The organism is Sphaerisporangium sp. NBC_01403 (assembly GCF_045040145.1).
In the GTDB taxonomy this organism is placed as follows: domain Bacteria; phylum Actinomycetota; class Actinomycetes; order Streptosporangiales; family Streptosporangiaceae; genus Sphaerisporangium; species Sphaerisporangium viridialbum.
Genome location: NZ_CP109534.1, coordinates 4,032,470 through 4,058,502, shown reverse-complemented (window position 1 = coordinate 4,058,502; position 26,033 = coordinate 4,032,470). Strand labels below are relative to the sequence as shown.

The following is a 26,033-nucleotide window of genomic DNA, read 5'->3' as shown; positions in this document are numbered from 1 at the left end:
TTTAATCTGGATTATGTAGCCTGAGGCGCCCGCGTGGTACGGCCGCTCGTCGCCGGGTGCCCGTCCCGTGAGAGCGACCTCGCGCCTCGGAGGCGAGGGCCCGTGACCACCGACCACGGGCCGCTCGCCGGCGGCCCCACCACACGCCTCCTCCCGGCCCCGCGACGCTTTGACAAGTTATTCTAATTAAGATTAAATAATTCAGGAGGTAAGCCATGGTTCCGAGCGTCGGCGAGCGCCGCGAGCGGCTGAGCGCGCGGTTTCCGGAGTGGACGCCGCTCACCCTCGACGCGCGGCTGGACCACTGCGCGGCGGAGTTCGGCGAGCGGCCGTTCGTCCTGACCGACGAGCGGACCCTCAGCTATGCCGAAGCCGCGGAGTGGTCGGCGCGGCTGGCCGACGGGCTGGTGGCGCTCGGAGTCCGGCCGGGTGACCGGGTCGGCCTGCTGATGGCCAACTACCTGGAGTTCATCCCGCTGAAGTTCGCGATCGCCCGGGCCGGCGCGGTCGCCATCCCGTTCAACTACCTGTACCGGCAGGAGGAGCTCGCCTACGTCCTGGCCCAGTCCGAGTGCAACGCGCTGATCACCATGACCGGCTTCGCCGGGCTGGACTACCTCGACATGCTCGACACCGTCGCCCCCGGCTGGGAGCACGGCGGAAGCCAGGCGCTGCCGCAGCTGCGGCAGGTCGTGCTGCTGTCCACGGACGGGCGGACCCGTGAGGGGGCCATCACCGTGGACGGCCTCGGCGAGCTGGGCGCGCGCAACCCCGGCGCGGCCGTGCCCGGGACGCGGTCGCCCGACGACCTCGGCGACATCCTCTACACCTCCGGCACCACCGGCTCGCCCAAGGGCGTGATGGTCACCCACGACGCCGTGCAGCGCACGGCCTACGCCACCGCGCTGACCCGGGCATTCGAGGATGGCCGCCGCATCCTGTTCTCGCTGCCCTGCTACCACATGTTCGGCTACGTGGAGGGCCTGCTGGCGGCCATGATGGTGGGCGGAGCGATCATCCCGCAGGCCAAGTTCAGCCCGGCCTCCTACTTCGAGGGGATCGAGCGCCACCGGGCCACCGAGATCCTTTGCGTGCCGACCATGACGGTGGCGCTGCTGGAGCACCCCGACCGCGTCACGAGGGACCTGTCCTCGCTGTTCGCCATCCTGTCCGGCGCCGCGCCCTCCCCGGTCTGGCTTTGGGAGCAGGTCCGCGCCGAGCTCGGGGTCACCGAGGTGACCACCGGCTACGGCATGACCGAGTGCGGCGGGGCGATGACGATGTCCCTGCCGGAGGACCCGCTGGAGCGCGCCTCGGACACCGTCGGCCGGCCCAAGCTCGCGGGCGTCGCCGGGCTGCCCGGCGACATCTGCGTCTACAAGACGGTCGACCCGGTGACGGGGGAGTTCCTGCCGCCGGGCGCCGAGGGCGAGATCGTCTCCACCGGGCCGACGCACATGCTGGGTTTCTGGAACAAGCCTGAGGAGACCGCGCTCGCCCTGCGGGACGGCTGGGTGCACTCCGGTGACCTCGGCCGCATCCGCGACGACGGCTACCTGCAGATCACGGGCCGCAGCAAGGAGCTCTACAAGAGCGGCGGCGAGCTGGTGATGCCCAAGGAGATCGAGGATCTGCTCACCGCGCATCCGGGTGTCAGCCAGGCCTATGCGATCGGAGTGCCCGACGACAGATGGGGCGAGACCGGCTGTGTCTGGGTCGTTCCCGAACCCGGCGCGAAGCTCGACGCGGACGAGATCTTCGCGATCTGCAGGGAGAAACTGGCCCGTTTCAAGGTGCCCAAGCACGTGCTGTTCGCGGAGCCGTCCGAGCTGCCAACTACGCCGACCGGAAAGATCCAGAAATTTCGGCTTGTCCAGCAGGCCAGGACACGAATCGAAGGAGGGAAGTCGTGACCGTCCAATACTCGGAGCTGATCCAGCCCGAGAGGGTGCACGGCTCGCTGTACACCGATCCGGACATCTTCGCCGAAGAGCTCGAACGGATCTGGTACCGCACCTGGGTGTGCGTCGGGCACGTGAGCGAGGTGGCGCAGCCCGGCGACTACGTCCGCAAGAAGGTCGCCGCCCAGGACGTCATCATGACCAGGAGCGCGGACGGAGAGGTCAGCCTGCTGCTCAACCGGTGCGCGCACCGCGGCAACCTGGTCTGCGAGGATCAGCGGGGCAACTCCAGCTCCTTCCGCTGCCCCTACCACGGCTGGACCTACCGCAACACCGGTGAGCTGCTCGGCTACCCCTACAACCAGGGATACGGCGGTAAGGGAAAGATCGCCCTCGGCCTTGGCCGGGTGCCGCGGGTGGACACCTACCAGGGCTTCGTGTTCGCCAGCTTCGCCGCCGACGGGCCGAACCTGAGGGAGCACCTCGGCGGCGCGGCGGGCGAGCTGGACCGGCTGGCCAGGCTCTCCCCCGAGGGGGAGGTCGAGCTGACCGCCGGCTGGCTCAAGCACCGCGCCAAGGCGAACTGGAAGCTGCTGGTCGAGAACGAGACCGACGGCTACCACCCGCAGTTCGTGCACGGCTCCGTCTTCAGCGTCACAGGGAGCCCCATCGGGGCCCTCTACAGCGACAAGTCGACCGCCGTCACCCGTGACCTCGGCGGCGGTCACAGCGAGAACGACCTGCGCCCGGAGTTCCGCCGGGTCGGCCGCCCCATGGGCTGGTTCGGCACCTCCGAGGCCAAGGTCCCCGACTACGTGGCGAAGATGCGCGCGCTCCACGGCGAGCAGGCCGAGGAGATCCTCATCGAGGGCGCCCCGCACGTCATGGTCTTCCCCAACCTGTTCATCGCCGAGATCAGCGTCTTCATGATCCAGCCGACGGCGGTGGACGAGACCGTGCAGAACGTCACCGCGGTGCAGCTCAAGGGCGCGCCGGAGATGAACCGCAGGCTGCTGTCGCAGTGCGTCGGGTCGGTCGGGCCCGCGGGCATGCTGCTGGCCGACGACTCGGAGATGTACGAGCGCAACCAGCGTGGCGTGGCCGCCCGGCGGCCCGAGTGGCTCGACATCCGCCGCGGCGTCGGCCGCGAGCGGACCGACGAGAACGGGTTCCGCATCGGTTCCGCCAACGACGAGACCGGGATGCGCGGCTTCTGGTCGCACTACCGGAGCCTGATGGAGCGGGAGGACGCCCAGTGAGCAGCCTGGCCGAACACACCGGCCCGGACCTTCGCGAGATCGAGCGTTTCCTCTACCGCGAGGCGCGGCTCGCCGACGAGCACGACTACGACGGATGGGAGGCCCTGTGGACCGACGACGCGCTTTACTGGGTGCCCGCCGGAGGCCCCGACGCCGATCCCGAGCGGCATATGTCGGTGATCTACGACAACCGCAGCCGCATCAGGACCCGGATCAGCCAGCTCAAGACGGGTAAGCGGTACTCCCAGTCGCCGCCCTCCAACATGCGGCGGCTGATCTCCAATGTCGAGGTGGTCGAGGCCGAGGGGGCCGACATCGTGGCCGAGGCGAACTTCGTGCTCGTCGAGTCCCGCGAGCGCGGGACCACCCTGTGGGCGGGCCGCACCACCTACCGGCTGCGCCGTGCCGAGGACGGCATCCGGCTGGCCTACAAGAAGGTCGTCCTGGTGAACAGCGCGGAGGCGCTCTCCACCCTGGCGTTCCTCATCTGAAGGAGTCCGGCAGTGGATCAGTGGATCATCGCCAGCGAGTTCGCCGAGGTGGCAGTGAGCCTCGACACCGGCGCCAACGGGCCACGGCTGCGGCTCGAGGACCTGCGCGGCGGCCGGGTGCGCTACCTGGACGCACTGGAGCTGGAGTCCGTCGTCTGGCTGCCCGACGAGCGGGTGCGGGAGCTGCTCGACCCGTCGGCCGGCCGCTGGAGCGACAGGCCCGGCGATGGCTGAGATCCTCGACCGGATCGAGCGGCTGGACCTCTCGGCCCACGTCCGGCCCGGCGACACGGTCATCTGGGGACAGGCCTGCGCCGAGCCGCTCACCCTGACCGAGCGGCTCATCGAGCAGCGCGCCGCGATCGGCGGCTTCCGGTGCTTCCTCGGCGCCCCCGCATCGGGCACGATCCGCCCGGAGCATGCCGACCACGTGTCGTTCCTGTCCTACTGCGGCAGTGGCGGCAACCGGGCGCTGTACCGGGCAGGCGTCCTGGACATCCTGCCGTGCCACTATTCGGCACTGCCGGACCTCATCGAGAGCGGGGCCCTTCCCGTCGACGTCGCCCTGGTCCAGCTTCCGCCCGCGGACGCGGCCGGTCGCCACAGCCTCGGTCTGGCCGACGAGTACCTGTCCGCCGCGATCGACCGGGCCCGCGTGGTCATCGCCGAGGTGAACGACCAGGTGCCCTGGACGCACGGGACGCGCACGCTCACCACCGCCGACCTGGACGTGATCGTGTACACCTCCCGGCCGCCCGCCGAGATCGTGAGGAGCGAGCCCGGCGACGCCGAGCAGCGCGTCGCCGGCCACGTCGCCGGCCTGATCGAGGACGGCGCGACCCTTCAGCTCGGGCTCGGCGCCCTGCCCGAGGCGATCGTCGCCCGGCTGGCCGGCCACCGCGACCTCGGCGTCCACTCCGGCCTGATCGGTGACGCCGTCGCCGACCTGATGGAGGCCGGAGTGATCACCGGCGCTCGCAAGACGCTCGACCGGGGCCGTACGGTCACCGGAGCGCTGATGGGCACCTCGCGGTTGTTCCGCTACGCCCACCGCAACCCGGCGATCGAGCTGCGGGACACCCGTCACACCCACGACCCCGAGGTGCTGGCGGCCCAGGAGCGCTTCGTCGCGATCAACTCGGCGATCGAGGTCGACCTGACCGGTCAGATCAACGCCGAGGTCGTGCGTGGTGTGTATGCCGGTGCCGTCGGCGGCGCGATCGACTTCCTGCGCGCGGCCGCCCGCTCCCGCGGAGGCCTGCCCATCGTGGCGCTGACCTCCACCGCGCTGCTGTCGACCGGGGAGGCCGCGAGCCGGATCGTGGCGAACCTGAGCGGGCCGGTCAGCACGCCCCGCGCCGACGCCGGGATCATCGTGACCGAGTACGGCGTCGCCGACCTGCGCGGGCGGTCCCTGGACGAGCGGCGCGCCCGGATGCTCGCCATCGCCCACCCCGACCATCGCCCCGCGCTTGAGAAGGAGTGCCACCAATGAGAAGAGCCGCGATCGTCGCCCCGGTCCGCACACCGGTCGGCACCTTCGGAGGAACGCTGCGCCCGGTTCCCGTGGAGGATCTGGCGGCCACCGTCATCAAGGCCGTGGTCGAGCGCTCGGGCATCGACCCCGAGCGGATCGAGGACGTGGCGATGGCGCAGTCCTATGCCAACTCCGAGACGCCGTGCGTGGGCCGCTGGGCCGCACTGCACGCGGGCCTGCCGGTCGCCGTCCCCGGCTTCCAGATCGACAGGCGGTGCGGCGGCGGCCTGCAGGCCGTGGTCACCGCCGCGATGATGGTGCAGACCGGCGCCGCCGACGTGGTGGTGGCCGGCGGCGTGGAGAGCATGAGCAACATCGAGCACTACTCCACCCAGATCCGCTGGGGCAGCCGTTCCGGCGGTGTGCAGCTGTACGACCGGCTGGACCGGGGCCGTGAGCGGTCCCAGCCCGAGGGGCGCTTCGGCCGCATCTCCGGGATGATCGAGACGGCCGAGAACGTGGCCCGCGAGTACGGGATCACCCGCGAGCAGGCCGACGAGTATGCCGTACGCAGCCACCGCCGGGCCGCCGCCGCCTGGGAGGCGGGAGCCTTCGACGACGAGGTCGTCCCGGTCCAGGTGCCGGTGCGGCGCGGCGACCCGGTGATGTTCGAACGCGACGAGGGCATCCGCCCCGGCAGCGACATCGAGACGCTGGCGAGGCTGCGCACGCTGGTGCCGGGCGGCACCGTGACCGCCGGCAATTCCAGCCAGCAGAACGACGCCGCCGCGGCCTGCCTGGTGGTGGCCGAGGACAAGCTGGACGAGCTCGGCTTGGAGCCGCTGGGATTCCTGGTCGGCTGGGCGGCGGCCGGCTGCGAGCCGGCCACCATGGGACTCGGCCCGGTGCCGGCCGTGGCCAGGCTGTTCGCCGCCACCGGTGTGAATTTCGACGACATCGACCTGGTGGAGCTGAACGAGGCGTTCGCCTGCCAGGTGCTCGGCGTGCTCAAGGGCTGGGGGTTCGCGGACCCGGCAGAACTGAGCGATCGGCTGAACGTCAACGGGTCGGGCATCTCGCTCGGGCACCCGATCGCCGCGACCGGGGTGCGCATGCTCACCACGATGCTGCACGAGCTGCGCCGGCGGGGCGGCCGGTACGGCCTGGAGACGATGTGCGTCGGCGGCGGCCAGGGCATGGCCGCCCTGTTCGAAGGAGTCTCATGAACACGCCGCGGAGCGAGCGGGCGGCACGCGCGCCCGGAGCCACGCCGAAGGGGATCGTGGCGTACGCCGCCTACCTGCCACGGCACCGGCTGCGGCACTCGGACCTGGCCGCAGTGCTCGGCGGCAAGGACGGTCCCGGATCGCGCGTGGCCGCCTCGTTCGACGAGGACAGCACCACCCTCGGGGTCGAGGCCGCCCGGCGGGTGGCGGGGGAACGGCCTGAGGCGATCTTCTTCGCCACCACCTCGCCCGCCTACCTCGACAAGACCAACGCCGCCGCCGTGCACGCGGCCCTCGGCCTCGGTACCGACGGCTTCGCGGTCGACCTGGCCGGGTCGGCGCGGTCCGGCGCCGGCGCGCTGCTGGCCGCCGCCGCGACCGGGGGCCTCGCCGTGCTCGCCGACGTGCGGACCGGCCTTCCGGGCTCGGCCGATGAGCGGGACGGGGCCGACGGGGCGGCGGCGTTCCTGTTCGGCGACCCCGATCAGGCGATCGCCGAGATCGTCGCCCGCGCGTCGGTGACGGCCGAGTTCCTCGACCGCTGGCGCGCTCCGGGCGAGCCGGCCGCTCGCCGGTGGGAGGAGCGTTTCGGGCTGGACGGCTACCTGCCGCTGGTGACCGAGGCGGGGCAGCGGGCGCTGAAGGAGGCCGGCGTCGCGGCGCCCGACCATGTCGTGCTCTCCTCGCCGAACCCGCTGGTGGTCAGGCGGGGGGCCGCGCTGTTCCCCGCGCGGATCCCGTCAGGAAAGGCGCCGGGCCACGCGGGCGCGGCGGACATCGGCCTCGGCCTGGCGGAGGTCCTGGACCGGGCGGCGCCGGGCGAGACCGTCCTCGTGCTCGCGGCCGTGGACGGCTGCGACGCGCTGGTGCTGCGCGTCACCGACCGCATCGAGCACGGACGTCAGGCCCACCCGCTCTCCGCGCAGCTCGCCGCCGGGCGTGACGTCCCGTACGCCACGTACCTCACCTGGCGTGGCCTGCTGGACCGCGAGCCGCCCCGGCGGCCCGAGCCGGAGCTGCCCGCGGGACCGCCCTCGGCCCGGTCGCAGGCGTGGAAGTTCGCGCTCACCGGGTCGCGGTGCCGAGGCTGTGGCTTCGTCCACCTGCCCCCGGCGCGGGTCTGCAAGGGCTGCGGGGCCGTGGACGACATGGAGCCGCGCCCGCTGTCCGGCGTGCGGGGCACGGTCGTCACCTTCACCGCCGACCGGCTGGCGTACTCTCCCTCGCCGCCGCTGATCGACGTGGTGGTCGACTTCGACGGCGGCGGGCGATACACGATCGAGCTGGCGGACGCCTCGCCGGACGAGGTGGCGATCGGGATGCGCGTCGAGACGACGTTCCGCAGGCTCCACACGGCCGGGGGAGTGCACAACTACTTCTGGAAGGCACGGCCCGTGGAGGACGAGAGATGAGCGCCAAGGGAATCAAGGACCGGGTCGCGATCGTCGCGATGGGCTGCACCCGGTTCGGCGAGCACTGGTCCGCCTCCGCCGACGATCTGCTGATCGACGCCGTGCGGGACTGCCTGGCCGCCGTGCCCGGCACGGACCTGGCGGACGTGGAGGCGTTCTGGCTCGGCACGCTCGGCTCCGGCCAGTCCGGCCTCACCCTCAGCCGCCCGCTCGCCCTGGACTACCGGCCGGTCACCCGGGTCGAGAACTACTGCGCGACCGGCTCGGAGGCGTTCCGCAACGCCTGCTACGCGGTGGCGTCAGGCGCGTACGACCGGGTCATGGCGGTGGGGGTGGAGAAGCTCAAGGACTCCGGCTTCTCCGGGCTGACCCGGATGGACCCCCCCGGAGACGGCACAGCTCCGGAGAACACGCTCACCGCGCCGGCCGCGTTCTCGCTGCTGGACCCGGCCTACTGCGCGAGGTACGGCGTCGACCCCGCGGACATGCGGGACGCCATGACCCACGTGGCCTGGAAGAACCACGCCAACGGGGCGCTCAACCCCAAGGCGCAGTTCCGCTCGGCGGTGTCCAAGGAGAAGATCGCCGCGGCGCCGCTGGTGGCCGGGCGGCTCGGGGTGTTCGACTGCTCGGGGGTCTCCGACGGGGCCGCCTGCGCGCTGATCGTCCGCGCCGAGGACGCCCACCTGTACACCGACCGCCCGGTGCTGGTGAAGGCGCTGTCGCTGACGGCAGGGCCGGGACGCGCGGCGATGGATCAGGACTACGACTACACGACCTTCCCCGAGGTGGTGCGCAGCGCGCAGGACGCCTACCGGCAGGCCGGGATCACCGATCCGCGCACCGAGATCTCGCTGGCCGAGGTGCACGACTGCTTCACGCCCACCGAGCTGGTGCTGATGGAGGACCTGGGCTTCGCCGAGCGGGGCCAGGCGTGGCGGGACATGCTCGACGGCGCCTTCGAGCTCGGCGGACGTTTGCCGGTCAATCCGGACGGCGGCCTGAAGTCGTTCGGCCATCCGGTCGGCGCGAGCGGGCTCCGCATGCTCTACGAGTGCTGGCTGCAGTTCCGCGGCGAGGCCGGGCAGCGGCAGCTGAGCGACCCCAGGCTCGCTCTCACCCACAACCTGGGCGGGCGACCGGGCGCCTGCGTCTCCTTCGTCTCGCTGGTCGGCAGGGAGCCGGGCTGACCCGCCCAAGCCGGCCAATAGGCGTTTGACCTGACCACATTATTTATTCTATTTTAAATTAATCCCGTTTGGAGGTCATATGGCAGCGAACGCCGAGCCGCCGGACGCGACGCCTTCCGAGGGCCCGCGTCCGGGCACCGGACCTCACCCAGGGGATCTCCCGGTGGTCGGCTTCGAGCTCACCGAGGGTCTGGCCCACGTCCGGCTCAACCGGCCAGCAGCCCGCAACGCCATCGACTCCCCCATGGCCGCGGGCCTGCGCGACGCGGCCACGCGCTGCGCCGAGGCGGACGGGCTCCGGGCGGTCCTGATCAGCGGCGCCGGTCCGGCCTTCTCGGTGGGGGGCGACATCGGCGTGTTCGCCGAGGCGGCCGACCACGAGCGGGCGGGCCTGCTGCGCGGCATGGCGGCCCTCTACCACGAGGCCCTCCGGCGGTTTCTCGTCCTGGACGCGCCCATCGTCTGCGCCGTGCACGGCGTGGCGGCCGGTGGCGGGCTGGGCCTGCTCTACTGCGCCGACCTGGTGCTCGCGGCCGAGGACGCCAGGTTCGCCCTGGGCTACGGGGGGATCGGGCTGTCCAGCGACGGCGGTACCTCCTGGTTCCTGCCACGGCTGGTCGGGCCGCGACGGGCGGCCGAGCTCTACTTCGAGCAGCGCGTGCTGACCGCCCGCGAGGCCGAGGAGTGGGGTCTGGTGTCCCGCGTCGTCCCGGCCGAGACGATTCAGCAGGAGGCGCTCGCGGTCGCCCGGCGGCTGGCCGCCGGCCCGACCCGCGCCTACGCCGAGATGCGCCACCTGCTGAGGGGCTCAGGGAACCTGAGCCTGACCGACCACCTCGCCGCGGAGGAGCGGGCCATGTTCCGCACCGCGGCCACGGCCGACGCGGGCGAGGGCATCGCCGCGTTCGCCGGCAAACGCCAACCCCATTTCCAAGGACGGTGACGATATGACGGGATTCATCGTCGACAGCGAGGAGCACGCGCTGCTCCGGCAGAGCGTCGGCAAGATCGCGGAGCGGTACGGCCACGCGTACTTCGCCGACCGGGCGCGCGCAGGCGGCCGGGTCGACGAGCTCTGGGCCGAGCTGGGCGAGGGCGGCTTCCTCGGCGTGCACCTGCCCGAGGAGTACGGCGGCGGCGGAGGCGGCCTTTCGGAGTTCGGGGTGGTGCTGGAGGAACTGGCGGCGCACGGTATCCCGCTGCTGATGGGCGTCATCTCACCGGCCATCACCGGCTCGATCGTCTGGCGGCACGGATCCGAGGAGATAAAGCGCGAGTGGCTGCCCGGCATGGCCGCCGGGACCAAGAAGATGGCGTTCGGGCTCACCGAGCCGGACGCCGGGTCCAACAGCCACCAGGTCTCCACCACCGCGCACCGCGACGGCGACGGCTGGCGGTTGACCGGCACGAAGTACTACATCTCCGGCGTCGACGAGTCGGACGCGCTCCTGGTGGTGGCGCGTGACGGCGAGCCCGGGCCGTCCGGGCGCGCCCCGCTGTCGCTGTTCGTGGTGCCCACCGACGCCCCCGGCCTGCGCATGCAGCAGATCGTCACCGAGCTCGTCGTACCGGAGAAGCAGTTCACGGTCTTCTTCGACGACGTGCGGATCGGGCCCGACGCGCTGATCGGCGAGGCCGGGCGGGGCCTGCGCCAGGTGTTCGCCGGCCTCAACCCCGAGCGCATCCTGGCCGCCTCGCTCAGCAACGGCATCGGCCGATACGCCTTGGACAAGGCCACCCGCTATGCCCGCGAGCGGCAGGTGTGGTCCGCCCCGATCGGCTCCCACCAGGGGGTGTCGCACCCGCTCGCGGAGGCGTACATCGGGGTGGAGCTGGCCAGGCTGGCCACCGCCCGCGCCGCCGAGCTGTACGACTCCGGCCGGGACGCCGCCGAGGCGGCCAACATCGCCAAGTTCGCCGCCGCCGACGCCTCGCTGAAGGCGCTCGACCAGTCCATCCAGACGCACGGCGGCAACGGACTGTCCCGGGAGTACGGCCTGGCCGACCTGTGGTTCGCGGCCCGGTTGCTGCGCACCGCCCCGGTCAGCCGGGAGATGGTGCTCAACTTCATCGCCCAGCACAGCCTGCGGCTGCCCGCCTCCTACTAGCCCCGCCTCCTACTAGCCCCGCTTCCGACAGACAACGAAAGAGGTTCACCGATGGCAGGTGCAGGCCATGACTTCGACGCCCTGGTGATCGGGGCGGGGGCGGGTGGCCTGTGCGCCGCCGCCCGGCTCTCCCACCTCGGCTACCGCACCCTGGTGGTGGAGCGGCTCGACCGGGTCGGCGGGCGGGCGTCCACCTACGACATCGACGGCTTCAAGGTCAACAACGGGGCCATCGTGCTGGAGCTGGGCGGCGTGACCGAGGAGACCTTCGCGACCGTCGGTGCGCCGTACGACGTCCGCATGCCCAAGCCCCCGCTGCTCTACCGCATCGGCGGCAAGGACATCGACGTGACCGGAGGCGGCTGGGGGTTCCTGCTCGGCAAGCTCACCCGGCAGGGCGCCAAGCTGGTCAAGGGGCTGGGCGCGGCCCGGGAGGACAGCGGGCTGCCGGAGGCCGAGCTCAGCACCGCGGACTGGGTGTCGAAGTACACCGAGAACGAGAACGTGCACGGGATGTTCCGCAACATGTGCGGTTCCATCTTCGCGGTCGGCTCCGAGGAACTGCCCGCCCGGGTCTTCCTCACCTATTTCACCCGCAAGAGCGCCTTCAAGAAGTTCGGCTTCCACCCGGAGGGCACCATCGGCGCCTGGCGGGCGCTGGCCGAGGTGGTGACCAAGAATGGCGGCGAGGTCTGGCTGGACAGCGAGGTGCGCTCGCTGACCCTCGCCGACGGCGTGGTCACCGGCGCCGTGATCTCCCGTGGCGGTGAGACCGTCAAGGTGGGCTGCCGGGTCGCGGTCAGCGACGCGGGACCGGCGGCCACCGTCGAGTTGGTCGGCGAGGACAACCTTCCCGCCGGCTACCGCGACGAAGTACGGCGGCGCGACCGCCCCTGCTCGATGATCACTGTGAACATCGCCAGCAAGGAGCGCCTCATCGAGTCTCCGGGCATGCTGAGCTTCGGCAAGACCCGGCGCCTGTGCTACATCGCCAACTTCACCGACCTCTGCCCGGAGATGGCCCCGGAGGGATGGCACCTGTACTCCGCCTCCGGAGTGCCCAAGCCGGCGGTCGGTGACTTCGACGAGCGGGCCGAGACCGAGCTGATCATGGAGGACCTGCGCGAGCAGGTGCCCGGCTTCGACCGGGCACGCGTGCTGTCCATCGCGGTGACGCGCGACGGCTGGCCGCCGCAGCGCGCCGTCGCCGGATTCGACCTCGCCCCCACGACGCCGATCCCGAACCTGTGGAACGTCGGGGACGGAGTCAAGGAGTACGCCAACGGCGGCACCACCGCCTGCGCCGAGACGGCCAAGCTCGTCGTCGAGCAGATCGCCGGACGTCACCCCGTCGGAGCCGGCCGCTGAGCCGGCGCGTCACCCCAAGGAGGAACAATGAAGATCATCGTTGACCGCGCCAGGTGCACCGGCCTTGGTATCTGCGAGTCACTGGCACCCGGCTTCTTCGAGGTCGACGATGCCGGTGATCTGGTCCTGCTGGCCGATACGGTGTCCGGCGCCCACCTTGAAGGGGTCCGGCAGGCGATCGAGGGCTGCCCGACCGAGGCGCTGCGGCTGGCGCCATGAACGAGCGGCATCTCGTCGTCGTCGGAGCGTCCCTGGCGGGCCTGCGGGCGGTCGAGGCGGCCCGCAGAAGCGGCTTCGACGGCCCGATCACCCTCATCGGCGCCGAACCCCACCTCCCCTACGACCGGCCGCCGCTGTCCAAGGAATTTCTCGACGGAGCCGACCTGCCCGCCTTCCGTGGCGAGGAGGTGCTCCGTGACGAGCTGGGTGCCCATCTCGTGCTCGGCACCACGGCGACCGCGCTCGACACCACGGCCAGGACCGTGCGGGCGGGAGAGCGGGAGTTCCCCTACGACGCCCTGGTGCTCGCGACCGGAGCGGGGGCCCGCACCCTGCCGGGGACCGACGGCCTGCGCGGCGTCCACACCCTGCGTACCCGCGAGGACGCGCTGGCCGTACGCGGGGCGCTGGACGCGGGCGCCCGCACGGTCGTCGTCGGAGCCGGTTTCATCGGCTCCGAGGTCGCCTCGGCCGCCCGCAAGCGGGGCCTGGACGTGACGATCGTCGAGGCGCTGCCGACCCCGCTCGTGCGCGCCGTCGGCGAGACCATGGGCGGGGCGTGCGCCGCCCTGCACGCGCGGAACGGCACGGACCTGAGATGCGGGGCCGGCGTGGCCGCGGTGGAGGGCGACGGGAGGGTCGAGCGGGTCAGGCTCACCGACGGGACCGTGCTCGCGGCCGACCTCGTGGTGGCCGGCATCGGGGCGGTGCCCGCCACCGGCTGGCTGGCCGGCTCGGGGCTGATCCTCGACGACGGCGTCGTCTGCGACGAGACCCTGTTCACCGGGGCTCCGGGGGTGTACGCCGCCGGAGACGTCGCCCGCTGGCACAACCCGCTGTTCGGCCGCCACATGAGGCTGGAGCACTGGACCACCGCGGCCGAGCAGGGCTCCGTGGCGGCGCGCAACGCGCTCGACCCGGCGGCCGCCAAGCCGTACTCCACGGTCCCGTACTTCTGGTCGGACTGGTACGGCTCCCGCATCCAGTTCGTCGGGGTCCCCGCGACCGACGAGGTCCGCGTGGTCGACGGTGATCCCGGTGGGGATCGCTTCGTCGCCCTCTACCGCGAAGGCGACCGCCTGGCCGGCGCGCTCACGCTGAACGGCCAGGCCCAGATCATGAAGTACCGCGGGCTGATCATGCGAGGCGCCTCCTGGGCGGACGGTCTGGAGTTCGCCGGCCGGCGCCGGGCCGCGGTGATGGAACGTGTGTGAGGTGCCACGAGGAGATGCGATGGGAGCAGTACCGAACGTGACCGTCAACGGAGCCGGCCAGGATGCGTCGGTGATCACTGATGAGCCCACCCGGCTCGACGTCGCGCTGGAGCGGATCCTGGTGGGGCGGCACAGCTGCCGCGCCTTCCTCTCCGAGCAGGTGCCGGCGGAGCTGATCGAGCGGATGTTCGCTCTCGCACAGCACACCGCGTCCTGGTGCAACTCGCAGGCCTGGCAGGTGATCCTGACCAGCGGCGAGGCGACCGAACGGTTCCGCGCCGAGCTGTACGCCGCGGCCTCGACCCGACCGGCGCGCTCGGACATCCCCGAACCGGAGGAGTACCACGGTGTCTACCAGGCGCGGCGGCGGGAGGCGGGCTACGGCCTCTACGGCAGCCTGGGGATCGACCGGAAGGACTTCGAGGCGAGAAGCCGCCAGATGCTGGAGAACTTCCGCTTCTTCGGCGCACCCCACGTCGCCGTGATCACCTCGGACCGGTCGCTCGGCCCCTACGGTTACATCGACTGTGGCGCATACGTGTCCACACTCCTGCAGGCAGCGGAGAGTCTGGGCATCGCGGCGATCCCGCAGGCCGCCATCGCGATGCGGTCCGACACCGTGCGCGCGCACTTCCAGATCCCCGACGACCGCGTGATCGTCTGCGGTGTCTCCTTCGGCTACGCCGACACCGAACACCCGGCCAACTCGTTCCGCACCGGTCGAGAGGCCCCTGCGAACGTCGTCGACCGGCACGACCGGTGACCGCCCCGCGTACCCGTCGTCGTGATCACGCGGAGCACGTCGTGGGCGGTAGCTCCGCCACGAGCAGCCGATAGCCGGCGTCGAACCGCAGGTGGCCCTGTCGTGCTTGCCGAGCCGCCGTCTGCGGAGATAGCGCCACGGGTGGGAGACGAACGGGGCCTCGGGTCAAGGGGCGGTGAGGCCGGTGAGGGTGCGGACGACGAGGGGGCCGAGGGTGGGGAGGTGGTAGCCGCCCTCCTGGACGGCCACCACGGGAAGGCCGAGCCGGTTGATCAGGTACCCCGTCCGCTGGTAGCCGTCCGCGCTGACCCGGAGCGGGCTCTCAGGGTCGCCGGCCGCCGCGTCCACGCCGAGCGAGACCACGACCGCCTCCGCGCCGTACGCCGCGACCGCCGCGCACAGCCGTTCGACCCCGGCGAGCCAGGCCTCGTCGCCCGACCCGGGTGCCAGCGGGACGTTCACCGTGGAGCCCCGGCCCGCTCCCGCGCCGGTCTCGTCCGCGAACCCGAGGTAGTGCGGGAACCACCCCGCCCCCGGATCGACGTGGACCGACCCGTAGAACACGTCGGGCCGTTCCCAGAACACGGCCTGGGTGCCGTTGCCGTGGTGCGCGTCCACGTCGACGACCGCGACCCGCGCGAACCCGTGGCCGCGCAGCGCCTCGGCCGCCACGGCCGCGTTGTTCAGGTAGCACGAGCCGCCGTACCCGGCCGGCGCGGCGTGATGCCCCGGCGGGCGGCACAGCGCGTACACCGCACGGGACGACCCGGCGGCGACCAGGCCGGCCGCGGTGAGCGCCGCGTCCACCGCGGCCCGCGCGGCGGCCCACGTGCCGGGGCCGACGAGGGTCATGGTGTCGTAGCACCAGAGCCCGGCGCGGGCGTGCACGGCCGTGGGCGTACGGGAGGGCATCCCGGACAGCATGGCCGAGGTCGGGAAGACGTACGGCACCACGCGATCCTGCCCGGGGTCCCGCGGGTACCCGGCCTCGTTCCACTGTTCCCAGACGTCGCGCAGGTGGTCGAGCATCCCGGGATCGTGGACGGCCCGGAGCGCCGTGTCGTCGTGGGGCACCGCCTCCACCAGCTCGGCCCCGGCCTCCGCCAGGGCGTCGCCGATCGCGGTGGCGCGCTCGGGCACCTCGGTGCCCGGAGTCCGCATCCCGATCCAGATCTCGGCGCCCGGCACGTGCTCCAGGCAGGCCGGCGACCAGACGGCGGTGATCACGTCACCGCTCCCGGCGGCCTGACCGCGATCACGCGGCGCCCTCCCCGATCGGCCCGGCCGCCCTGAAGAAGCGGTCGAGGACGCGGACGCCGAACTCCAGGGCCGAGACGGGCACGCGCTCGTCGATGCCGTGGAACATGCCGTAGTAGTCCAGGTCGGGCGGCAACGCCAGCGGCGCGAAGCCGTAGGAGACGACGCCGAGCTCGTGGAAGGCCTTGGCGTCGGTCCCACCGCTCATGACGTACGGCACGGGGACTGCGCCGGGGTCCTCGGCGACCAGCGAGGAGCACAGCGCGTCGAACGTCGGGCCGCCGGGGTCGGCCGCCGGGGCGTCCTCGAAGCAGACGAACTCCCTGGTGACCTTGGGACCGAGCAGGCGGTCGACGGTCTCCAGGAACTCCTCCCGGAAGCCGGGCAGGAACCGGCCGTCCACCTGCGCCTCGGCGGACCCGGGGATCACGTTGACCTTGTAACCCGCGTTCAGCATGGTCGGGTTGGCGGAGTTGCGCAGCACCGGCCTGAACAGGTCGCCCACCGCGCCGAGCCGTTCGGCCTCGGCGTCCAGCCGGTCGTGGTCGATGCTCTCGCCGAGCGCCGAGGCCAGGGCGTCGAGCATGCCCCGCACGCCGGGTGTGAGCCGCACCGGCCAGCGGTAGGACGCCAGGCGCGACATGGCGTGGCACAGCTCGGCCACCGCGTTGTCGGCCGGCGGCATCGACCCGTGCCCGGCGACGCCGCGCGCGGTCAGCCGCATCCAGGCCATGCCCTGCTCGCCGACGGCCACCGGGTAGATCCGCCGGCCCTGGTGGTGCACGGTGTAGCCGCCGTCCTCGCTGATCGCCTCCCGGCAGCCCTCGAACAGCGCGGCGTGCTTCCTGGCCAGGAAGTACGAGCCGTACTCGCCGGTGGCCTCCTCGTCGGCCGTGAACGCCAGCACGATGTCCCGGTCGGGCCTGACCCCGGCGTCGGTCCACGAACGGACCAGCGCCAGCGTCATGGAGCAGGTGCCCTTCATGTCCACCGCGCCCCTGCCCCAGACGACGCCGTCGATGATCTCGCCGGAGAAGGGGTGGACGGCCCAGTCCGCGGCGTTCGCGGGCACGACGTCGAGGTGGCCGTGGACGAGGAACGGGTCGAGCGAGGGGTCCGCGCCGGGGACTCGGGCGACGACGTTGGCCCTGCCGGGCGCCGGCTCCAGGATCCGCGCCTCGATGCCGGCGGCGGCGAGGAGCCCGGCGACGTACTCGGCCGCTCCGCGCTCGCCTCGCCCCCGGTTGTCGCCCTCGTTGGTGGTGTCCAGCCGGATCAGGTCGGACAGGATCCGCCCGACTCCGGGCGCGGAGGTGGCCGGGGTGGTCAATCAGGCCTCCGTGAGGTGGCAGGCGGCGTGGTGGCCGCGGTCGGCGGGGAGTACGGCCGGCGGCTCGCTCTCGCAGCGCGCGGCCACCTCCGCGGGAAGCCCGGCGGCGTAGGCCGGGCAGCGGGGACGGAAGCGGCAGCCCGCCGGGATGCGGGACGGATCGGGCGTCTCGCCCACCAGGACCACCGGTTCCAGCTTGTTGATCTCGGGCACCACCGACAGCAGCGCCCTGGTGTACGGATGCCGGGGCGCGAGCAGCACTTCGGCGGCCGGGCCGGTCTCCACGATCCTGCCGAGGTACATCACCGCGACGCGGTCGGCGATGTTCCAGGCCAGGCCGAGGTCGTGCGTGACGACCAGCACGGACAGCCCGAGCTCCGCGCGCAGCCTGAGCAGCAGCGCGAGGATCTCGCCGCGCACCGAGGCGTCGAGGGAGGACACCGGCTCGTCGGCGACCAGCACGTCCGGCTCCAGCACCAGGGCACCTGCGATCACCACGCGCTGGCGCTGCCCGCCGGACAGCTCGTGGGGATAGCGCAGGAAGAACCGCTCCGGCGGGCGGAGCCCGGCCTTCGACAGCGCCTCCGCGACCCGGGTCTCCTCGTCGCCGGAGATCCCGTGGATGCGCAGGCCCTCGGCCACGGCCTCGTACACCGTGTGCCGGGGGTTCAGCGACCCCGTCGGGTCCTGCAGGACGAGCTGGACGTGCCGCCTGAACTCCTTCAGCGCGCCCCTGGCGTAGCTCAGCGGGCGGGCGCCGTGCCGCACGGATCCCTCGGCGGGGCGGACCAGGCCGAGCAGGCTACGGGCGAGCGTGGTCTTGCCGCAGCCGGACTCGCCGACCAGGGCGACGATCTCGCCGGAGCCGATCTCCAGCTCGACGCCGTCCACGGCGCGGGCCGTGCCGAAGCGGACGTGGAGCCCGTGGGCGGCGAGCGCGACGCCGGCCTCCTGCGGGGTCTCGCTCATCGGGCACCTCCGGGGAGCCGCGGAGAAAGGGCGCCGCTCATCGCGCTCCTCGGGGAAGCCGGAGAGTAAGGGTGTCGCTCATCGCGCTCCTCGCAGGTCCAGGTCGGGTTCGGTGGCGCGCAGGCACGCGGACGTACGGCCGTCGCCCGGCTCGGAGAGGGCGACCTCCGTGGTCGCGCACGTGTCGAGCGCGACCGGGCACCTCGGGTGGAACTCGCACCCGCCCGGCAGGTCGCCGGGAAAGGGCGGGTCGCCGGGCAGCCCGCGCGGGCTGAACCGGAACCGCTCGTCGCCGATCCTCGGGAACGCCCCGGCGAGCGCGGCGCTGTAGGGATGGCGGGGGTCGTCGAACACGGCCGTGGCCGGGCCCTGCTCGACCACGCGCCCCGCGTACATCACGGCCACCCGGTCGCAGGCCGCCCCGAGCACCGACAGGTCGTGAGATATCAGGACCATCGACAGGCCTAGGTCCTTGACCAGCGACGACAGCAGCGCGAGCACCTGGGCCTGGACCATCACGTCGAGCGCCGTGGTCGGCTCGTCGGCGATGAGCAGGCGCGGCCCGCAGGCCAGGGCGAGCGCCACCATCACCCGCTGCCGCTGCCCGCCCGACAGCTGGTGCGGGTAGTCCCTGGCCCGCCTGGCGGGCAGCCCCACCTGCTCCAGCAGCTCGCCGACCCGCCGGTCGGCCTCCTTCCTCGTCGCCTTGGAGTGCAGCAGGATCGGCTCGGCGATCTGCCTGCCGATGCGCTGCACCGCGTTGAGCGAGTGCAGGGCGCCCTGGAAGACGATCGAGGCCTCCGCCCACCTGACGGCCCGGAGCCGCCCGAACGACATGCCGTACACGTCCTCGCCGTCGAGCAGCACCTGCCCGCCGACCTTGGCCGACCGGGGGAGCAGCCGCAGCACGGCGTTCGTGATCGTCGACTTGCCGCAGCCCGACTCGCCCGCGATGCCGAGCACCTCTCCCGGCGCGACCGACAGGTCCACGCCCCGTACGGCCGGAACGTCCCCCGCGTAGGTGACGTTCAGGTCCCTGAGCTCCAGCAGAGTCATCTCGTCTCCTTGAGACGGGGGTTGAGCACGGCCTCCAGCGTGCGGCCGATGAGGGTGAAGGCCAGCACCACCAGCACGACGCAGATGCCCGGCGGCATGACGAACCACCACTCGTTGTTGGTCATGGCCCCGGTGGAGAAGGCGTGGTCGAGGATGTAGCCCCAGGACGGCCGGGTCGGGTCGCCGAGCCCGAGGAAGGACAGCGTGGTCTCCGACAGGATCGCGATCGAGACCGTCAGCACGACGTGCGCCATGACCAGCGGCATGACGTTCGGCAGCACGTGCCGGGTCATCTGGTGCCAGTCGCTCGCCCCGAGCGCCTTGGCCCTTTCCATGTACGGCCGCTCGCGTACCGACAGCGTCTGCGCGGAGACCAGCCGGGCCGTGCCCGGCCAGGACGTCACCCCGATCACGATGATGATGTTGAGCAGGGACGCGCCGAGGACGGTGGCCATCACGATGGCGAGCGGCAGGAACGGGATGACCAGGAACCAGTCGGACACCGCGTTCAGGATCGACCGCAGCCATCCCGAGTAGAACCCGGCCATGACGCCGATCGCGGTGCCGATGACCATCGCGATCACGGTGGCCGCCAGGCCCACGAGCAGCGACATGCGGGTGCCGTGGATCAGCAGGGTCAGGACCGAGCGGCCGTTCTCGTCGGTCCCCAGCGGGTAGCCGAGCGACGGCGCCATGTGCCCGGGGGCCGTCGCCTTGGTGATGTCGAGCCCGGACGGATCGGCCAGCAGCGGCGCGAAGATCGCGACCAGGGCGAAGACGCCGAGGATCGCCAGGCCCGCGATGCCCGTCCTGTGGGAGCGGTAGTCGCGCCAGAAGCGGACGAGGGTCGCCCTGCGGCGCGCCCTGACGATGGCGGCGGCGGAGGTCATGAGTTGCTCACCCGCGGGTCGATGATGGCGTACAGCAGGTCGGCGATGAGCATGAAGACGACCACCCCGATCGAGAAGAGCAGGAAGACGGCCTGGAGCAGGGGGATGTCCGGGCCGCGGAGCGCCTCGTACGACAGCAGGCCGAGGCCGGGCCAGGAGAAGACCGTCTCGACGGTGATGGCGCCGCCGATCACGAAGCCCAGGTTCATCAGGATGAGCGTCATGGTCGGTAGCAGCGCGTTCGGCACCGCGTGGCGCCGTCGCACGAGGTCGTCCCTCAGCCCCTTGGCCCTGGCGAGCTGGAGGTAGTCCTGGCCGAGCTCGTCCAGGAGCGACGCCCGCATGATCGTGGCGTACTCGGCCAGGTAGACCAGCGTCAGCGAGGCCACCGGCAGCACCATGTGCCGGGCGACGTCCAGCACCCCGCCGTCCTCCGGGGTCGCGATGCCGCCGCTCGGGAAGAACGGGAACGCGATCAGGAACATCATGCCGAGCCAGAACTCCGGCATGGCGTACAGGACCAGCGTGATCGAGGTGGCGCCCCGGTCGAAGCCGCTTCCCCTGCGCCACCCGCTGCGGATCCCGATCCAGACGCCGGCCACCGACGCGATCAGGATGGCGGTGCCCACCAGCAGCACCGTGGGCCAGACCCGCTCGCCGACGACCTCCCAGACCGGGCGGTTGAACCGGGTCGAGTTGATGGTGCCGGCGAAGGGGTTGGCGAGGTAGTCCAGGAACTGCGTGCCGATCGGCTGGTTCAACTGCGCCCGCAGCTTGGCCATCTGGCCCGCGGGCATGTTGCGGCCTCGGTTGTACAGGCCGACCGGGTCGCCGGGCAGCAGCCGGAACAGGAAGAAGTTGAACACCAGGACGAAGAACAGCGTCCCGAGCGACCAGCTCACCTTGCGGATGACGTAGCCGCTCGTACCGGTGAGGAGACGGGCCCGGGCACGCGTGGCCGTGCCCGGGACGGCCGTGACCGCCATGCCCTACTCCCGCTCGTCCGCGCCGGCGGCCCGGCGCCTGCGGGAGACCAGGAGCGCGGTGCCGCCGCCGAGCAGGACGACCGCGGCCCCGATGCCGACGAGCAGGCCGGTGCCCGACCCACCGGACGACGTTCCGCTCTTCTGGGCGGCCGCGGTCACCGGCTGGATGTTGAGGTAGGAGTAGGTGCCGTACTGGAACAGGATCGAGCCATCAGGGTCGGGCTGGGGCACGAAACCGGTCCAGCGGTCGCTGCGGTAGGCGATGTTGTCGTCGTAGTAGTAGGTCACCGCGTAGGCGGCGTCGTCGTAGACCATCTGCTGCATCCGCTTGACCAGCTCGGCCCGCTTGGCCGGGTCGGTCTCACCGGACTGCGCGTCGTACAGCTTGTCGTACGCCGGGTCGCAGTAGAAGGAGTCGGACAGGTCGGCGTAGACCGCGGTGCCGTCCTTGTAGCTCCGCTTGCCGCAGGTGAACACCGAGAGCTGGTAGTCGGGGTCCGGCTCGACCACCCATCCCCACTCGAACATGTCGAACTCGCCACGGCCGATGATCTCGGTGAGCGCGTCCTCCGACACCACCTTGACCTGGACGTCGATGCCGACGTCCTTGAGCCAGCCCTTGACGAACTCTCCGGTGTTCTGCGACTCCTGCGACTCCTGCCGGGTGAACAGGCGCAGCGACAGCTTCTTGCCGTCCTTCTCCCGGATGCCGTCGGATCCCTTGGCGTACCCGGCGTCGTCGAGGAGCCGGCCGGCCTTCGCCGGGTCGAAGTCCTGCTTGGCGGGCGGGTCGTAGTGCAGGTTCGCGTAGATCGGGGGGACCACCGAGGTGGCGGGCTCGCCGTTGCCGTCGAGCACCCGGTTGACCAGCGTCTTGCGGTCGAGCGCGTACGAGATGGCCAGGCGGACGTTCTTGTCCTTCAGCGCGGCGTTGCCGTTGCCGATGGGCGTGCCGTCGGCCAGCGCCGCGCCGGTGTTGAACGCGATCTCGTTGAAGCCGCTGTACTTCGAGGCGCGGGTGGTGATGCCCGGCCTGTCCTTGAGCGACTTGAAGACGTTGGCCTCCAGGTCGAAGGCGTAGTCGATCTCGCCGCGGGTGAGCGCCTGCGCCTCGGCGTCGGCGTTGGTGAAGACCCGGTAGACGACCTCGTCGATCTTCGGTGCGCCGCGCCAGTAGCCGGGGTTGGCGGCCATCCTGATGTACTGGCCCTTCTTGCGCTCCACCAGCGTGAACGGTCCCGAGCCGACGATGGGGGCGCCCGATGGCTCGTTGCTGTAGGACTTCACCTTCTTGCCGTCGATGTCCTTCCAGATGTGCTCGGGCAGGATCGGCACGGCGAGGCGGGTCATGATCGGCGTGGGCTTCTTGACGTGCAGCACCAGCGTGGTGTCGTCGGTGGCCTCGGCCTTGGTGATGTTGGCGACGTAGTTGCCGTAGTTCGTCTTCTCGTAGTCGCCGTCGATGATGCGGTTGAAGGTGTAGGCGGCGTCCCTCGCGGTGAGGGGCCGGCCGTCGGTCCACTTCACCCCCGAGCGGATCTTGTACGTCCAGCTCTTCTGGTCCGGCGCCTCGGTCCACGACTCGGCGAGCACCGGGGTCGGGGTGAAGTCCTTCGGGCTGTAGCCGATGAGGGGGTCGTACATCAGCCCCCACACCTCGTAGGCCTCGACGACGATGCCGGTGAAGGGGTTCACCGAGTCGACGTCGGACAGGATCCCTACGGTGAAGACCTTCTTGCCCTGCGACGCGGCGGGGCTCGGGGGAGCGGCGTGCGCGGGCGCCGCGAGCGCGGGTGCGGCCAGGCTGCTTCCGGTGACCAGCCCGGTGACGAGGGCGAGGACCACCCGGGGCACGCGTGCGCGGGGAAATATCGGCATATCGTCCTCCGGGGGGCGCGATATTCGGGGGTGTGAGGTCGGGTACTCGGGGGCGGTGCGGTCGATGTCGTGACGGCGGTGAAGGTGTGGCCGGGGTGGCGGGAAGGTCTGGCCGGGGCTCAGGGCACTCTTGACCGACTGCTCAGTCGGAGTGTTAGCGTCCAGCCATGACCGCGCCTCCCAACGCTCCCCGCAAGCCCTCGATCCACTCCTTGCACGGGGTCGAACGGACCGACGACTACGAATGGATGCGGGACGCGGAGGCGGTGCGCGGGCACCTGGTCGCAGAGCGGCGGCACTATGACGCCCAGATGGCACATACCGCCCACCTCCGACAGGAGCTCGTCAGCAAAATGGCTGTACGGACGCCCGAGACTGAGTCTTCAGTCAGTTGGCGCCGTGGGGCTTTTGTCTACTACACCCGCACGGTTTCCGGAAGAGAATTCGGCGAGCTCTGCCGTAAAAAGGATGATAAATCAGGCGAAGCTGCGATATCCGTACTTGACCTCGACGCTCTCGCGGCGGCCACCGGCTACGTCGAGCTGGGGGTCTGCGAGGTCAGCCCGTGTGACCGCTACCTCGCCTACTCGGTCGACACCACCGGCGACGAGGTCTACGAGCTGCGCTTCCGTGACCTGACCACCGGCGAGGACCTCCCCGACCGGGTGCCCGGCACCTACTACACCGGCGCCTGGTCGGCCGACTCCCGTGAGTTCCTCTACACGGTCGTGGACGCGGTCTACCGTCCGTACGAGGTGCGCCGCCACATCATCGGCGGGGATGCCGCTGACGCGCCGGTGATCCGTGAGGACGACCGGCGCTTCGAGCTGACCGTGCGGGCCGCCCGGTCCGGCGGGCTCATCACCGTCACGGCCGCGAGCCGCGACACCACCGAGGTCTGGCTGGTGGAGGACACCGGGCCGCGCTCGGTCGCCGGCCGCCGTCCCGGCCGCGAGTACCGCGTCGACCACGACGCCACCTGCGGCCGCCTGGTCATCGTCACCGACGACGGGCACCCCGAGTTCCGTACGGTCACCGCGTCCCTCGCCACGCCCGGAGAGATCGGCGAGTGGACCGCCCTGGGCGAGCCCGACCCGGCCGAGCGCGTCCACGCGGCCGACTGCTTCGCCCGCCACATCGTGCTCAGCCTGCGCAGGGGCGGCGAGCCGCTGCTGCGGGTCATCCCGCTCGACGGCGGCGAGCCGTACGAGGTGCGCTCCGAGCTGCCCACCGGCCGCATCGCGCACGTGCGCAACGAGGTCTACGACACCCGGTCGATCACCGTCGAGACCGGCTCGTACACCGAGCCGACGCGCTGGTTCTCACTCGACCTGGACACCGGCGGGCGCACGCCGGTCAAGACCGCCGAGGTGCCCGGCTACGACCCGTCGGCGTACGTCAGCGAGCTGCACTGGGTCCCGGCCCGCGACGGCGTGCCGATCCCGGTGACGATCGCCCGGCGGACGGACGTGCCGCTGGACGGCTCGGCCCCGTGCCTGCTCCACGGGTACGGCGCCTACGAGGCGACCGACGATCCTGCCTTCGAGACGGGTCTTTCCGTGCTGCTCGACCAGGGCGTGGTGTTCGCCGAGGCGCACATCCGCGGCGGCGGGCAGATGGGCCGCGGCTGGTGGCTCCAGGGCCGCTACGGCAACAAGATCAACAGCTTCCAGGACTACATCGACGTCGCCGACCGGCTCGCCGACGGCCGGGTCTCCCAGATCGCCACGCGGGGAAGGTCGGCCGGCGGCCTCCTCCAGGCGGCCGTGTACACGATGCGCCCCGACCGGTGGGCGGCGGTGGTCGCCGAGGTGCCCTTCGTGGACGTCGTCACGACCATGCTGGACGACTCGATCCCGCTGACCGTGAACGAATGGGAGGAATGGGGCGACCCGCGCCGCCGGGCGGACTTCGACTGGCTGCTGGCCTACTCGCCGTACGACAACGTCCCGGAGGGGAGGCGTCCGCCGTTGCTGGCCACCGGAGCCGTCCACGACCCGCGTGTGCTGGTCCACGAGCCGGCCAAGTGGGTCGCCAAGCTGCGCGCCACCGGCGACTCGCCCGTGCTGCTCCGTGTCGAGGTCGACGAGGGCGCCCACAGCGGTCCTGCCGGCCGCTACGCCCACCTCGCCTACGAGGCCGAGATCTTCGCCTTCATCCTGGACTCCTTCGGCAAGGGGTGACAGGTCAGCGGGCTCAGGCGATGCCGAGGAACGCGCGCGCCTCGGCGACGGCCATCGGGGGACGCTGGGCGAGCTCGGCCGCGCGCGCGGCCCGTTCGACCAGCTCGGCGTTGTCCCGCACCGGGCGGCCCTTGGCGTAGGTCAGCGTGTCCTCCATGCCGACGCGCAGGTGGCCGCCCCCGGCGAGCGCGCCGAACAGCACCGGCAGCGAGGCGCGGCCGACGCCGGTCGCCGACCAGGTGGCCCCCTCCGGTAGCGCCCGTACGGCCGCGGCCATCGTCGCGAGGTCGCCGCCGAACCCGCCAGGAACCCCCATGACCAGGTCACAGTGCACGCGACCGCCGTGGGGCGGGCCGTACCGGCCGAGCAGGCGGTGCAGCGAGGCGATGTGGCCGAGGTCGAACAGCTCGAACTCCGGGACGATGCCGAGGCTCTGCGTCGCCTGGTACAGCTCGGCCATGAACGGCCACGGGTTCATGAAGACGTCGTCGCCGAAGTTGACGGTGCCGCAGGTCAGCGAGCACGCGTCCGGGCCGGCGTCCAGCACTCTCAGCCGGTCGGCGTACGAGTCGGACACCGCGCCGCCGGTGGAGAGCTGGACCACCAGCGAGGTCGCGGCCCGCAGCTCGGCCACGGTCTCCTTCAGCCTGGCCAGGTCGAGGGTCGGCCGGGCCTCGTCGTCGCGGATGTGCACGTGGACCACGGCCGCCCCGGCGTCCTCGCACCGCTTCGCGGCCGCCACCAGCTCGTCCAGCGTCACCGGGAGCTCGGGCGCCGCGTCCTTGCCGGTCTCGGCTCCCGTGGGGGCGACCGTGATGAGCGTCGAGGTTGTCATGGCCGAGATATTGCCTGGACG

General features: G+C 71.7%; 23 protein-coding genes. 15 read left to right on the top strand and 8 right to left on the bottom strand.

Translation table 11 applies throughout. From position 1 onward, the window contains the following. The first annotated feature begins 215 nt into the window (after positions 1-215). The 14 genes from OG589_RS18350 to OG589_RS18285 all read left to right on the top strand — a co-directional run bounded on the left by OG589_RS18350 (position 216) and on the right by OG589_RS18285 (position 14,628). On the top strand, positions 216-1,913 hold the full coding sequence (locus OG589_RS18350) for a class I adenylate-forming enzyme family protein (RefSeq protein ID WP_405150623.1): 1,698 nt from the start codon (positions 216-218) through the stop codon (positions 1,911-1,913). Then, positions 1,910-3,160 carry a Rieske 2Fe-2S domain-containing protein gene (locus OG589_RS18345; protein ID WP_405150621.1) on the top strand — a complete coding sequence of 417 codons (1,251 nt, stop codon included), beginning with the start codon at positions 1,910-1,912 and terminating at the stop codon, positions 3,158-3,160. The genes OG589_RS18350 and OG589_RS18345 overlap by 4 nt, the downstream gene beginning before the upstream one ends. Next, entirely contained in the window at positions 3,157-3,651 is a 495-nt protein-coding gene (locus OG589_RS18340; RefSeq protein WP_405150619.1) for an aromatic-ring-hydroxylating dioxygenase subunit beta, read from the top strand. The genes OG589_RS18345 and OG589_RS18340 overlap by 4 nt, the downstream gene beginning before the upstream one ends. Before the next feature lie 12 nt (positions 3,652-3,663). Then, a complete protein-coding gene (locus OG589_RS18335; protein ID WP_405150618.1) occupies positions 3,664-3,885 on the top strand; it encodes a hypothetical protein in 222 nt (73 codons plus the stop codon). Next, complete coding sequence (locus OG589_RS18330; protein ID WP_405150616.1) at positions 3,878-5,146, top strand: acetyl-CoA hydrolase/transferase family protein; 1,269 nt, start codon at positions 3,878-3,880, stop codon at positions 5,144-5,146. Before OG589_RS18335 ends, OG589_RS18330 begins: the two co-directional genes overlap by 8 nt. Beyond that, positions 5,143-6,354, top strand: coding sequence for an acetyl-CoA C-acetyltransferase (locus OG589_RS18325; protein WP_405150614.1), 1,212 nt, complete (start codon positions 5,143-5,145; stop codon positions 6,352-6,354). Before OG589_RS18330 ends, OG589_RS18325 begins: the two co-directional genes overlap by 4 nt. Next, positions 6,351-7,766 (top strand): OB-fold domain-containing protein, encoded by a 1,416-nt coding sequence (locus OG589_RS18320; RefSeq protein ID WP_405150612.1) that lies wholly within the window; start codon positions 6,351-6,353, stop codon positions 7,764-7,766. The genes OG589_RS18325 and OG589_RS18320 overlap by 4 nt, the downstream gene beginning before the upstream one ends. Beyond that, a complete protein-coding gene (locus OG589_RS18315; protein ID WP_405150610.1) occupies positions 7,763-8,956 on the top strand; it encodes an acetyl-CoA acetyltransferase in 1,194 nt (397 codons plus the stop codon). The genes OG589_RS18320 and OG589_RS18315 overlap by 4 nt, the downstream gene beginning before the upstream one ends. Before the next feature lie 79 nt (positions 8,957-9,035). Continuing rightward, complete coding sequence (locus OG589_RS18310; RefSeq protein WP_405150608.1) at positions 9,036-9,899, top strand: enoyl-CoA hydratase/isomerase family protein; 864 nt, start codon at positions 9,036-9,038, stop codon at positions 9,897-9,899. 4 nt (positions 9,900-9,903) lie between these two features. Next, the gene (locus OG589_RS18305; protein WP_405150606.1) at positions 9,904-11,064 is read left to right on the top strand and encodes an acyl-CoA dehydrogenase family protein; all 1,161 of its coding nucleotides are present in this window, start codon (positions 9,904-9,906) and stop codon (positions 11,062-11,064) included. A gap of 51 nt (positions 11,065-11,115) precedes the next feature. Continuing rightward, positions 11,116-12,432: a phytoene desaturase family protein gene (locus OG589_RS18300; RefSeq protein ID WP_405150605.1), complete on the top strand. Its 1,317-nt coding sequence runs from the start codon at positions 11,116-11,118 to the stop codon at positions 12,430-12,432. Between the two features lie 27 nt (positions 12,433-12,459). Beyond that, positions 12,460-12,651: a ferredoxin gene (locus OG589_RS18295; protein ID WP_405150603.1), complete on the top strand. Its 192-nt coding sequence runs from the start codon at positions 12,460-12,462 to the stop codon at positions 12,649-12,651. Continuing rightward, a complete protein-coding gene (locus OG589_RS18290; RefSeq protein WP_405150601.1) occupies positions 12,648-13,865 on the top strand; it encodes an NAD(P)/FAD-dependent oxidoreductase in 1,218 nt (405 codons plus the stop codon). The genes OG589_RS18295 and OG589_RS18290 overlap by 4 nt, the downstream gene beginning before the upstream one ends. Positions 13,866-13,884: 19 nt before the next feature. After that, on the top strand, positions 13,885-14,628 hold the full coding sequence (locus OG589_RS18285) for a nitroreductase (RefSeq protein ID WP_405150599.1): 744 nt from the start codon (positions 13,885-13,887) through the stop codon (positions 14,626-14,628). Positions 14,629-14,793: 165 nt separating this feature from the next. Here the strand turns inward: OG589_RS18285 and OG589_RS18280 are convergent, their stop codons facing one another. The 7 genes from OG589_RS18280 to OG589_RS18250 all read right to left on the bottom strand — a co-directional run bounded on the left by OG589_RS18280 (position 14,794) and on the right by OG589_RS18250 (position 22,994). Next, positions 14,794-15,855 (bottom strand): hypothetical protein, encoded by a 1,062-nt coding sequence (locus OG589_RS18280; RefSeq protein WP_405150597.1) that lies wholly within the window; start codon positions 15,853-15,855, stop codon positions 14,794-14,796. A 28-nt stretch (positions 15,856-15,883) separates the two neighbouring features. Next, positions 15,884-17,215: a M20/M25/M40 family metallo-hydrolase gene (locus OG589_RS18275; RefSeq protein WP_405150595.1), complete on the bottom strand. Its 1,332-nt coding sequence runs from the start codon at positions 17,213-17,215 to the stop codon at positions 15,884-15,886. Continuing rightward, positions 17,216-18,184, bottom strand: coding sequence for an ABC transporter ATP-binding protein (locus OG589_RS18270; protein ID WP_405150593.1), 969 nt, complete (start codon positions 18,182-18,184; stop codon positions 17,216-17,218). It lies immediately after the preceding gene. A 78-nt stretch (positions 18,185-18,262) separates the two neighbouring features. Then, complete coding sequence (locus OG589_RS18265) at positions 18,263-19,240, bottom strand: ABC transporter ATP-binding protein (protein ID WP_405150591.1); 978 nt, start codon at positions 19,238-19,240, stop codon at positions 18,263-18,265. Further along, positions 19,237-20,130, bottom strand: coding sequence for an ABC transporter permease (locus OG589_RS18260; RefSeq protein WP_405150590.1), 894 nt, complete (start codon positions 20,128-20,130; stop codon positions 19,237-19,239). Before OG589_RS18260 ends, OG589_RS18265 begins: the two co-directional genes overlap by 4 nt. Next, positions 20,127-21,116: an ABC transporter permease gene (locus OG589_RS18255; RefSeq protein WP_405150588.1), complete on the bottom strand. Its 990-nt coding sequence runs from the start codon at positions 21,114-21,116 to the stop codon at positions 20,127-20,129. The genes OG589_RS18260 and OG589_RS18255 overlap by 4 nt, the downstream gene beginning before the upstream one ends. A gap of 3 nt (positions 21,117-21,119) precedes the next feature. Then, positions 21,120-22,994, bottom strand: a complete 1,875-nt coding sequence (locus OG589_RS18250; RefSeq protein ID WP_405150586.1) for an ABC transporter substrate-binding protein — start codon at positions 22,992-22,994, stop codon at positions 21,120-21,122. A gap of 167 nt (positions 22,995-23,161) precedes the next feature. On the opposite strand from OG589_RS18250, the gene OG589_RS18245 reads away from it, so the two are divergent. Next, positions 23,162-25,177, top strand: coding sequence for a S9 family peptidase (locus OG589_RS18245; protein WP_405150584.1), 2,016 nt, complete (start codon positions 23,162-23,164; stop codon positions 25,175-25,177). A gap of 13 nt (positions 25,178-25,190) precedes the next feature. On the opposite strand, the gene OG589_RS18240 is transcribed toward OG589_RS18245, so the two are convergent. After that, complete coding sequence (locus tag OG589_RS18240) at positions 25,191-26,012, bottom strand: 3-keto-5-aminohexanoate cleavage protein (RefSeq protein WP_405150582.1); 822 nt, start codon at positions 26,010-26,012, stop codon at positions 25,191-25,193. Positions 26,013-26,033 lie beyond the last annotated feature (21 nt).

What these genes read in the sequence shown, in the direction of transcription:
- OG589_RS18260 (WP_405150590.1), bottom strand. Translation starts at nt 20,130, where the DNA reads ATGACCTCCGCCGCCGCCATCGTCAGGGCGCGCCGCAGGGCGACCCTC.
- OG589_RS18350 (WP_405150623.1), top strand. Translation starts at nt 216, where the DNA reads ATGGTTCCGAGCGTCGGCGAGCGCCGCGAGCGGCTGAGCGCGCGGTTT.
- OG589_RS18255 (WP_405150588.1), bottom strand. Translation starts at nt 21,116, where the DNA reads ATGGCGGTCACGGCCGTCCCGGGCACGGCCACGCGTGCCCGGGCCCGT.
- OG589_RS18250 (WP_405150586.1), bottom strand. Translation starts at nt 22,994, where the DNA reads ATGCCGATATTTCCCCGCGCACGCGTGCCCCGGGTGGTCCTCGCCCTC.
- OG589_RS18290 (WP_405150601.1), top strand. Translation starts at nt 12,648, where the DNA reads ATGAACGAGCGGCATCTCGTCGTCGTCGGAGCGTCCCTGGCGGGCCTG.
- OG589_RS18240 (WP_405150582.1), bottom strand. Translation starts at nt 26,012, where the DNA reads ATGACAACCTCGACGCTCATCACGGTCGCCCCCACGGGAGCCGAGACC.
- OG589_RS18265 (WP_405150591.1), bottom strand. Translation starts at nt 19,240, where the DNA reads ATGACTCTGCTGGAGCTCAGGGACCTGAACGTCACCTACGCGGGGGAC.
- OG589_RS18315 (WP_405150610.1), top strand. Translation starts at nt 7,763, where the DNA reads ATGAGCGCCAAGGGAATCAAGGACCGGGTCGCGATCGTCGCGATGGGC.
- OG589_RS18325 (WP_405150614.1), top strand. Translation starts at nt 5,143, where the DNA reads ATGAGAAGAGCCGCGATCGTCGCCCCGGTCCGCACACCGGTCGGCACC.
- OG589_RS18245 (WP_405150584.1), top strand. Translation starts at nt 23,162, where the DNA reads ATGACCGCGCCTCCCAACGCTCCCCGCAAGCCCTCGATCCACTCCTTG.
- OG589_RS18330 (WP_405150616.1), top strand. Translation starts at nt 3,878, where the DNA reads ATGGCTGAGATCCTCGACCGGATCGAGCGGCTGGACCTCTCGGCCCAC.
- OG589_RS18295 (WP_405150603.1), top strand. Translation starts at nt 12,460, where the DNA reads ATGAAGATCATCGTTGACCGCGCCAGGTGCACCGGCCTTGGTATCTGC.
- OG589_RS18310 (WP_405150608.1), top strand. Translation starts at nt 9,036, where the DNA reads ATGGCAGCGAACGCCGAGCCGCCGGACGCGACGCCTTCCGAGGGCCCG.
- OG589_RS18270 (WP_405150593.1), bottom strand. Translation starts at nt 18,184, where the DNA reads ATGAGCGAGACCCCGCAGGAGGCCGGCGTCGCGCTCGCCGCCCACGGG.
- OG589_RS18305 (WP_405150606.1), top strand. Translation starts at nt 9,904, where the DNA reads ATGACGGGATTCATCGTCGACAGCGAGGAGCACGCGCTGCTCCGGCAG.
- OG589_RS18320 (WP_405150612.1), top strand. Translation starts at nt 6,351, where the DNA reads ATGAACACGCCGCGGAGCGAGCGGGCGGCACGCGCGCCCGGAGCCACG.
- OG589_RS18285 (WP_405150599.1), top strand. Translation starts at nt 13,885, where the DNA reads ATGGGAGCAGTACCGAACGTGACCGTCAACGGAGCCGGCCAGGATGCG.
- OG589_RS18300 (WP_405150605.1), top strand. Translation starts at nt 11,116, where the DNA reads ATGGCAGGTGCAGGCCATGACTTCGACGCCCTGGTGATCGGGGCGGGG.